Source organism: Cryobacterium sp., from assembly GCF_025463825.1.
Lineage (GTDB): Bacteria > Actinomycetota > Actinomycetes > Actinomycetales > Microbacteriaceae > Cryobacterium.
This window is the reverse complement of the sequence record NZ_JAODBG010000095.1, coordinates 1-8338: the sequence shown is the minus strand read 5'-3', so window position 1 is coordinate 8338 and position 8338 is coordinate 1. Positions and strand designations below refer to the sequence as shown.

The 8338-nt window shown below is 66.8% G+C and carries 9 protein-coding genes and 1 pseudogene; 1 reads left to right on the top strand and 9 read right to left on the bottom strand.

The window, feature by feature from the left end:
• Positions 1-180, top strand: a pseudogene (locus JWP54_RS11660) (XRE family transcriptional regulator); the annotation flags it as partial.
• Between the two features lie 162 nt (positions 181-342).
• On the opposite strand, the gene JWP54_RS11655 reads toward JWP54_RS11660, so the two are convergent.
• The 9 genes from JWP54_RS11655 to secE all read right to left on the bottom strand — a co-directional run bounded on the left by JWP54_RS11655 (position 343) and on the right by secE (position 8256).
• Entirely contained in the window at positions 343-804 is a 462-nt protein-coding gene (locus JWP54_RS11655; RefSeq protein WP_297372128.1) for a MarR family transcriptional regulator, read from the bottom strand.
• A gap of 99 nt (positions 805-903) precedes the next feature.
• The gene (locus JWP54_RS11650) at positions 904-1746 is read right to left on the bottom strand and encodes a transglutaminase family protein (RefSeq protein WP_297372125.1); all 843 of its coding nucleotides are present in this window, start codon (positions 1744-1746) and stop codon (positions 904-906) included.
• Positions 1743-2672 carry an alpha-E domain-containing protein gene (locus JWP54_RS11645; RefSeq protein ID WP_297372122.1) on the bottom strand — a complete coding sequence of 310 codons (930 nt, stop codon included), beginning with the start codon at positions 2670-2672 and terminating at the stop codon, positions 1743-1745. The genes JWP54_RS11650 and JWP54_RS11645 overlap by 4 nt, the downstream gene beginning before the upstream one ends.
• Positions 2666-4345 carry a circularly permuted type 2 ATP-grasp protein gene (locus JWP54_RS11640; protein ID WP_297372119.1) on the bottom strand — a complete coding sequence of 560 codons (1680 nt, stop codon included), beginning with the start codon at positions 4343-4345 and terminating at the stop codon, positions 2666-2668. Before JWP54_RS11640 ends, JWP54_RS11645 begins: the two co-directional genes overlap by 7 nt.
• A gap of 391 nt (positions 4346-4736) precedes the next feature.
• Positions 4737-5435 carry a GntR family transcriptional regulator gene (locus JWP54_RS11635; RefSeq protein WP_297372116.1) on the bottom strand — a complete coding sequence of 233 codons (699 nt, stop codon included), beginning with the start codon at positions 5433-5435 and terminating at the stop codon, positions 4737-4739.
• Positions 5436-5571: 136 nt separating this feature from the next.
• The gene (rplA, locus tag JWP54_RS11630; RefSeq protein WP_297372112.1) at positions 5572-6261 is read right to left on the bottom strand and encodes a 50S ribosomal protein L1; all 690 of its coding nucleotides are present in this window, start codon (positions 6259-6261) and stop codon (positions 5572-5574) included.
• Positions 6262-6398: 137 nt separating this feature from the next.
• A complete protein-coding gene (gene rplK, locus JWP54_RS11625) occupies positions 6399-6830 on the bottom strand; it encodes a 50S ribosomal protein L11 (protein WP_066592266.1) in 432 nt (143 codons plus the stop codon).
• A gap of 105 nt (positions 6831-6935) precedes the next feature.
• Positions 6936-7880, bottom strand: coding sequence for a transcription termination/antitermination protein NusG (gene nusG, locus JWP54_RS11620; protein ID WP_297372100.1), 945 nt, complete (start codon positions 7878-7880; stop codon positions 6936-6938).
• Positions 7881-7983: 103 nt separating this feature from the next.
• Entirely contained in the window at positions 7984-8256 is a 273-nt protein-coding gene (secE, locus tag JWP54_RS11615; protein ID WP_297372097.1) for a preprotein translocase subunit SecE, read from the bottom strand.
• Positions 8257-8338 lie beyond the last annotated feature (82 nt).

Sequence of the window (8338 nt, the reverse complement as noted above, 5' to 3'; positions counted from 1 at the left end):
TGCCCGGACGAGTCCTGCTGCCGCCGCGCGCCCGACGAGTTGTCCGGCCGGTGGTCAGGCCAGTCCTGGCCGGTGGCCCGCACCCCCACGAGCCTGCTGGCGGCGCTGCCCACCGGAACCTTCCCGGGCGTCGATCCCACCGAGGTCTACCAGTTCCTCGAGTCCCACGCCCCCGCCTGATGCCACCACCCTCTCACGCCGGTGCGCATAACTCCTGCAATTTGTGTCCCGCGAGGGTCCGCACCCGCGTGATTCCGGCATCCGCGTTGGCCGAATCTGAGAATTGCAGGAATTATGCCACCGCAGCCCGACTTGGGGCGCGGGGATTGGGGCGCGCGGCCGTCAGAGCGCGGCGCGGGCCAGGTGGGGCAGGCGGTGCAGGGCCTCGACGAGCGGGCCGAGTTCCGGCTCCTCCTCGGCGGCAGCCAGGGCGCCGGCGAGGGCGTCGTCGTAGACCGGGCGAGCCCGGGCGAGCAGCGCCTTGCCGGCTTCGGTGAGTTCGGTGTAAATGCCGCGGCGGTCGTCGGCGCAGAGGATGCGGGTGAGCAGCGCCCGGTCCTCCAGCCGGTTCACCAGGCGGGTCGTCGCGCTGCTCGACAGTGCCGCAGCGCGGGCGAGCTGCTGCATCCGCATGTGCCAGCCATGCTGGCGGCTGAGGGCGTCGAGCACCGTGAACTCCACCACCGACAGGTCGAAGCCGACCTGCAGGGCTTTCTCGAGCACCGCGTCGATACGGCCGTGCAAGGCCGCCAGCGTGCGCCACCCCTGCGCGCGAACCTCGACGGCGTCGTCTTCGATGCTCATCCGTGCTGCTCCCTCGAACCGATACAACGTGTACACGCAAGTACAACGCGCTTGCAACTACCAGTGTACCCAGTCCGCCGAGGAGGCGGAGCGGTGCGGTCAGGACTCCCGGGTGATCTCCACCTTGACGAACAACTGCGATCCGCCCGAGCCGGCGTAGACGCCGCGCAGGGGGGCGATGTCGTTGTAGTCGCGGCCGCGGCCTACGCCCACGTGCCGGTCGCCGATGTCGATCTGGTTGGTGGGGTCGTAGCCGCGCCAGTCGCCGCAGAACCACTCCACCCAGGCGTGCGATTCCCCGGTGACGGTCTCCCCGATCAGGGCCTCCGGCTTGGGGTGCAGGTAACCGGACACATAGCGAGCCGGGATGCCCACCGACCGAAGCGCTCCGAGGGCCACGTGGGTGATGTCCTGGCAGACGCCGCGCCTGTCGGCCCAGGCCTCGCGGGCGTTGGTCTTCACCCCGGTGACCCCCTGCACGTAGGCCATGTTCTCGCCCACGAACCGACAGATCTCCTGCGCCGCGTCGCACGGGTCGAGGCGGCCCGCGATCTCGGCGGCGGCGGCCACAACGTCAGCGGGTGGTTCCGTCAGCGAGGTCTGCCAGGACTGCTCGACCGAGGCGGTCGAGCAGGCCACCAGTTCTGCCAGGTCTTCCCACGGCATCGGATGCAGCGGATGCTCCCGCGGCGACACCTCCACGAGGCTGTTCGCCGTCAGGGTCAGCTCGGCGTGCGGGGTGAGCACCTCGAACGACGACACCCGGGTGCCCCAGTAGTCCACATAGTTGTGATTGCTCGACACCGGATTGATGTCGAGGTTGGAGTACAACACGAACTGGTCCGGCGACGTGGCGGGCAGCATCCGCGCCTCGTTGTACGAGGTGGCCACCTCGCCGTTGTACCGGTAACCGGTGGTGTGCCGGATGCGCAGCCGCTTCACGAGGCCTCCCCCGTCCAGGTCGGCACTGCGCTGGTCGGGAAGTACCGGTTGCCGATCGACTCCGACGCGGTGCTGGTGGCGTCCTGCACCATGTCCATGTGCTTGGGCAGGTCGTTCAGGATTTCCATGATCGGGCGGTACTCCAGCTGGCTGCGGATCTGGCCGAGGATGCGCTGCGACGATTCGGAGACCCCCAAACGATCGGTGCGCGGTTCCAGTTCCAGCAGGCACTGCTCGGCGCGGGAGATCGAGAACACGATCGACCGCGGGAACAGGCGGTCCAGCAGAAGGAACTCGGCCGCGTTCCGGGCCGAGGGCACCCCACGGTAGGTGCGCAGGTACGACTCGTACGCTCCGCAGGAGCGGAGGATCGTGGTCCACGACGGCCCGCTGTTCTCGGTCAGCGACCTGGTGGCCAGCAGCCGCGCGGTCATGTCGGCCTGCTCGAGGCTGCGGCCCAGGGTGAAGAAGTGCCAGGCCTCGTCGCGGCTGGCGCTGGACTCCACGATGCCCACGGCCAGGGCGGCGCGTTCGCGCACCCAGCCGAAGAAGTCGTGAGTCTTGGCGCTGGCGATGTTGCGTGGCATCTTCGTGTACGTGGTGTTCAGGCATTCCCACAACTCGGTGGAGACGATCTCCCGGGCCCGACGGGCGTTCTCCCTGGCCGCGCCGAGCGAGTACGCGATCGACGCGGGATGCGTGCGGTCGGCCGCCAGGGTCGCCAGCACGTCCTTGCGGGTGAGGTCGCGGTCCGGTGGCACCGGGCTGCCCATCAGGTGCAGCAGCGACCGGCAGGCGAGGTTCTCCTCGATCCACGGGTCTTCGAGCAGCAGCTGCAGGTGCACATCCAGGATGCGCGCGGTGCCGTCGCTGCGTTCGATGTAGCGGCCGATCCAGAACAGGCTCTCGGCGATGCGGCTCAGCATTCCAGGTCCCCTTCTGCGGTCGTGGTGCGCTGCTGTTGCTGTTGCTGTTCCTGGTCCTGGTCGCCGCCCGGAGGGGTGTCCTGCGGAGAGTGGTCGACGGTGCGAGTGGGGATGATCGAGATCGATTGGGTATTCGCGGCCTGGTCGGCCACCAGCCCCTGGATGTTCTGCGCGGAGGACCGGCCGTGGAAATCGGGTTCGAGCCCGATCACCCAGGTGTCCTTCGAGCCGCCGCCCTGGCTGGAGTTCACCACGAGTTCACCCTCGGGCAGGGCCACCCGGGTGAGGCCGCCGGGCAGCACCCAGACATCGGAGCCGTCGTTCACGGCGAACGGGCGGAGGTCCGCGTGCCGCGGCCGCATGCCGTCGTCGACGAGGGTGGGGATGGTGGAGAGCTGCACCACCGGTTGGGCGATCCAGCCACGCGGGTCCTTGAGCAGTTGCTTGCGCAGGGTGGCGAGTTCTGCCGTGGATGCGGCGGGACCGACCACGAGGCCCTTGCCGCCGGAACCGTCGACGGGCTTGACGACGAGTTCGTCGAGCCGGTCGAGCACCTCCTCGAGAGCGAGCGGGTCTTCCAACCGCCAGGTGTCGACGTTGGGGATGATCGCGTCCTCACCGAGGTAGTACTTGATGAGCTCGGGCAGATAGGTGTATACCAGCTTGTCGTCGGCGACTCCGTTGCCCACCGCGTTGGCGATGGTGACATTGCCCAGCCGCGCGGCCATCAGGATGCCCGGCGAGCCCAGCTGCGAATCGGCGCGGAACTGCAGCGGGTCCAGGAATTCGTCGTCGACCCGGCGGTAGATCACGTCGACCCGGGTGGGGCCGGCGGTGGTGCGCATCCAGACCCGGCCGGCGGAGCAGAACAGGTCCCGACCCTCGACGAGCTCGACGCCCATCAGCCGGGCCAACAGGGTGTGCTCGAAGTAGGCGGAGTTGAACACACCGGGCGTGAGCACCACGATGTTGGGGTCGTCGACCCCGGCCGGCGCCGAGGCGCGGAGGGCTTGCAGCAGCTTGTTGGGGTAGTCGCCGACCGGGCGCACCCGCATCGACACGAACAGTTCGGGCAGGGTCTGCGCCATCACCCGGCGGTTGGAGATGACGTAACTGACCCCGCTGGGCACCCGCACGTTGTCTTCGAGCACCCGCCAGGCACCTACCTCGTCGCGGATGAGGTCGATGCCGGACACCTGGATGCGCACGTTGTTCGCTGAGGTGATGCCGGCGGCCTGCCGGTGGAAGTGCTTGGACGAGGTGATCAGCCCGGCCGGGATCACACCGTCGCGGACGGCGGCCTGCGGGCCGTAGATGTCGGCGAGGAACGCTTCGAGCGCGAGCACCCGCTGTTTGATCCCGGCCTCGACGGTCAGCCACTCCGGCTGTTCAATCACCCGGGGAACCGCGTCGAGCGGGAACGGGCGCTCCTCACCGGCGAAGTCGAAGGTGACACCCTGGGCCAGGTACGAGCTGGCCAGCGCGTCGGTGCGACCACGCAACTCCTCCTGGGTCATCTTGGCGAGCGCGCTGTACACGTCCTTGTACGCCGCGCGAGCCTCAGACGGAGACAGCGAAGACGGGTCGGGGAACATCTCGTCCCAGGCCGAGGTCTGTCCCCGCTCACGAGGCGGTGCGGAGGTAGTGCCGTAGCCGCTGAAGAGGTCAACCATGTCTGGATCGTAGTCGCCCGGTGTTGCCAGTTTGTTTCCTGATCGCGGCGCGGCGCCAGGTGACGGACCTGGTGCGGTGTGCGTGGTGTCGGGCTCCGCGATGCGGCTTCGAATGCATACAACGCAACGGAAGACGGGACCAAAACCCGGCAAAACGCCGGCGTGAGCGCCCTGCGCCCTGCTCCTGCCGTCCACCGGGGCGGCGTTCGGGGCCGCGGCCGTCATTGCTGCGGATTCGCGATGCGACCCGGGTCGTCGCGCTCGGCCACCAGCTCGACCGGGTGGTGCGGGTACCGGCCATCCGGCGCCCGTTCTCACGCAGCAGGCACCTGCTCGAATCCGACCAGCCCGTTCGCATCCGGATCGGACTCGGCCGGTCGGATCTGTCGGATCAGTCCGCGGGAACGGCGTTCCGGGCGCCGAGGATGTGAGACCGCATGGCGACGTCGGCCCAGACGGTGTCCCCGGTTCGCAGGACGGTGAGGATGTCGCGATGCTGGTGATTGATCCTGGCCCGATACTGCACGCCGTGCCGGCGGAAGGCGGCCGCCATGAGGGGTACCCGCGTGACGGCCGAGGTGAGCATCATCAATTGCGGGCTGCGGGAGGCGGCGACAACAATACCGTGGAATTCGGGGTTGAGCCGGCCGAGCTCGGCCACGCCCTCGTCGTCGACCGCCGTCACCAGCGGCTCCATGGCGTCGATGAGGTCGGCCAGGGCGTCGAGTTCGGCGGCGCTGATAAGGGCGGCGGCCAGGCCAGCGGCCCGACCCTCGAGTCCGGCTCGCACGAAGTAGGTCTCCCGGACCTGTTCGAGAGTCCACGCCACGACGGTGGCGCCACGATCGGGCACGAACGTCACCAGCCCGGCTTCCGACAGGCGGCGCAGGGCCTCCCGCACCGGAGTGCGACTCACGCCGAGCTCCTCGGCCAGGGCCTGCTCTCTCAGCGTGGTACTCGCCGGCAACTCCCCCGACAGGATGCGCTCGCGCACGGTCAGGTAAACCATCTCACCACCTGTTGACGCCACGATTCCCTCCCACGGCGACGGGCCGAACGGCACCGATCCTTCGACCTTGGCACGACTCACGGCCGCGTTGGGGGCAAACGCAGCCAATCCGAAGGCGTGCCCCCTCGCTTGGGACGTGGCGCCGGTGGCGCCAACGACGAAGGGGCCCGACTGACGACGGGCCCCTTCTCGGTGTTTCTGAAACGAAACGCGTTCCTTAGATGCTGTTCACGTCGAGCGGGATGCCCGGACCGAAGGTGGTCGAGACGGCGCCCTTGGTGATGTAACGGCCCTTGGACGAGCTCGGCTTGAGGCGAACGATCTCCTCAAGTGCCGCACCGATGTTCTCGTTGAGCTGGTCGGCGGAGAAGGAAGCCTTGCCCACGACGAAGTGCACGTTGGAGTGCTTGTCGACGCGGAACTCGATCTTTCCACCCTTGATGTCGTTCACGGCCTTGGCCACGTCAGGCGTCACGGTTCCGGTCTTCGGGTTCGGCATCAGACCGCGCGGGCCCAGGACCTTTCCGAGACGACCGACCTTACCCATGAGCTCGGGGGTCGAGACTGCGGAGTCGAACGAGGTGTAGCCGGCGGCCACCTTCTCGATGAGCTCGTCGCCACCGACCTCGTCGGCGCCGGCAGCGATGGCTGCCTCGGCCGCGGGGCCCGTTGCGAAGACGATGACGCGGGCGGTCTTGCCGGTGCCGTGAGGAAGAATCACGGTGCCGCGGACCATCTGGTCTGCCTTACGCGGGTCGACGCCGAGCTTGAGCGCAACCTCGACGGTGGAGTTGAACTTGGCGGAACCGGTCTCGCGGGCGAGGGTGACGGCTTCGGTGGGGGTGTAGAACTTATCGGCTTCGATCTTCTCGACCGCGGCGCGGTAGGCCTTTGACTTGGGTGCCATTTTGAATCTCCTGTAGATGCATGTGCTGAGAGCGTGGTTTTCGTGAGCCTGGCTGGCTCTTCCACTTGGTGCCTGTCGGCGGATCGCGATCGACCTGCTCTGTCGGCGAAGTGTTCGACGAGTCGAACTGAGGGGTACTAGCCCTCGACGGTGATGCCCATGGAGCGCGCGGTGCCGGCGATGATCTTCGACGCGGCGTCGAGGTCATTGGCGTTGAGGTCAACCATCTTGGCCTCGGCGATTTCGCGAACCTGCGCCTTGGTGAGCTTGGCAACCTTGACGGTGTGCGGGGTTCCGCTGCCCTTGGCGACGCCGGCGGCCTTCTTGATGAGCTCCGCTGCGGGCGGGGTCTTCAGGATGAACGTGAACGAACGGTCGTCGTACACGGTGATCTCAACCGGGATGACGTTGCCGCGCTGGGATTCGGTCTGGGCGTTGTAGGCCTTGCAAAATTCCATGATGTTCACGCCGTGCTGTCCGAGCGCCGGCCCGATGGGCGGTGCGGGGTTGGCGGCGCCGGCCTTGATCTGAAGCTTGATCAGACCAGTAACCTTCTTCTTCGGTGCCATTGTTCTTCCTTCGTTATTGATGTTCGAGCGGCCGCGAAGGTCGCTCTCCCGGTGGCCCGGATGGGCCCCGGTGGTTCAGGGTCCTGCTGTGATAGCCGGCAGGACCTAAAGCTTGGTGACCTGGTCGAAGCTGAGCTCGACGGGGGTCTCACGCTCGAAGAGCGACACGAGCACGATGAGCTTGCCGCTCTCGGGCTTGATCTCGCTGATCGAACCGGGCAGGCCCGCGAACGAGCCTTCCTTGATCGTGATGGTCTCGCCGATCTCGTAGTCGATCTCGGCGGGCAGGACACGCTGGGCGGCCTTGCCGGGAGCACCGGACTTGGCGACCGGGACATCCTTGATCTCAACGAGGCCCTTGAGCATCCCGAAGGCTTCTTCGAAACGCAGCGGGGTGGGGTTGTGCGCGTTGCCGACGAAGCCGGTGACTCCGGGGGTGTGGCGCACGACGGACCAGCTGTCTTCGTTGAGGTCCATGCGCACCAGGACGTAGCCGGGGATGCGTACCCTGGTGACCATCTTGCGCTGGCCGTTCTTGATCTCGACGACGTCTTCCATCGGGACCTCGACCTGGTAGATGAAGTCTTCCATGGCCATCGACTGCTTGCGGTTCTCGATGTTGGACTTCACGCGGCGTTCGAAGCCGGCGTAGGAGTGGATGACGAACCACTTGCCGGGCAGGAAGCGCAGGTCCTTGCGGAACGCTTCGTACGGGTCTTCGTCTTCGGCCTCGCCCTCGGCGTCGACCTCTTCCTCGTCTTCGACGGCTTCGACGGCCGCCTCGGCCTCGTCGGCGGAGTCGATGTCGAGCGCGTCGTCCACGATGGCGTCGGCTTCGGGGTCGGTGGATTCGGCGAGGGCGTCGAGCGCGGCGTCGAGATCATCTTCGATGTCGGCATTCTCGTCTTCGACGTGCAGGGCTAGCTGCTCGGCGGCTTCGACGGAAGTTTCGTCGGCGGCGAGGGTGTTGCCTTCCTGCGCCTCGTCGTCGTTGGCGGACTGCTCGGCGGCGGTGGCCCAGTCGACGTCGTCGCGATTGGTCTCAGTCACTAAATATCAATCCTTCTTCTATTGCGTGGGCGTGAAGCTGTATCGAGGGCAGCTCACCGATCCACGTTCATGATCAGTCCTGGTGCCGCTTCCGCGGCACGGATCAACTTGGAGTGCCGAATAGGAACGTGACGACGAGTGCGAACACCCAGTCGAAGCCCGACACAAGAGCCATCATGATCACGACGAAAATGAGAACCACTGCGGTGTAGCTGAGCAGTTCCTTGCGGGTCGGCGTAACGACCTTGCGCAGTTCGGCCAGGACCTGTGAGATAAACAGGGACAACCGAGCAAATGGACCGCGCTTTGCTTCGCGAGCCACTCTGGCGTTGGCGACGATTTCCTCGCTGGGTTCGTCGATAACTTTTCGGGCCACCTGTTACACCTTTCGTGGGCCGGCGGAAATACCACCGACTTGCAGGGCGGACAGGACTCGAACCTGCAACCTGCGGTTTTGG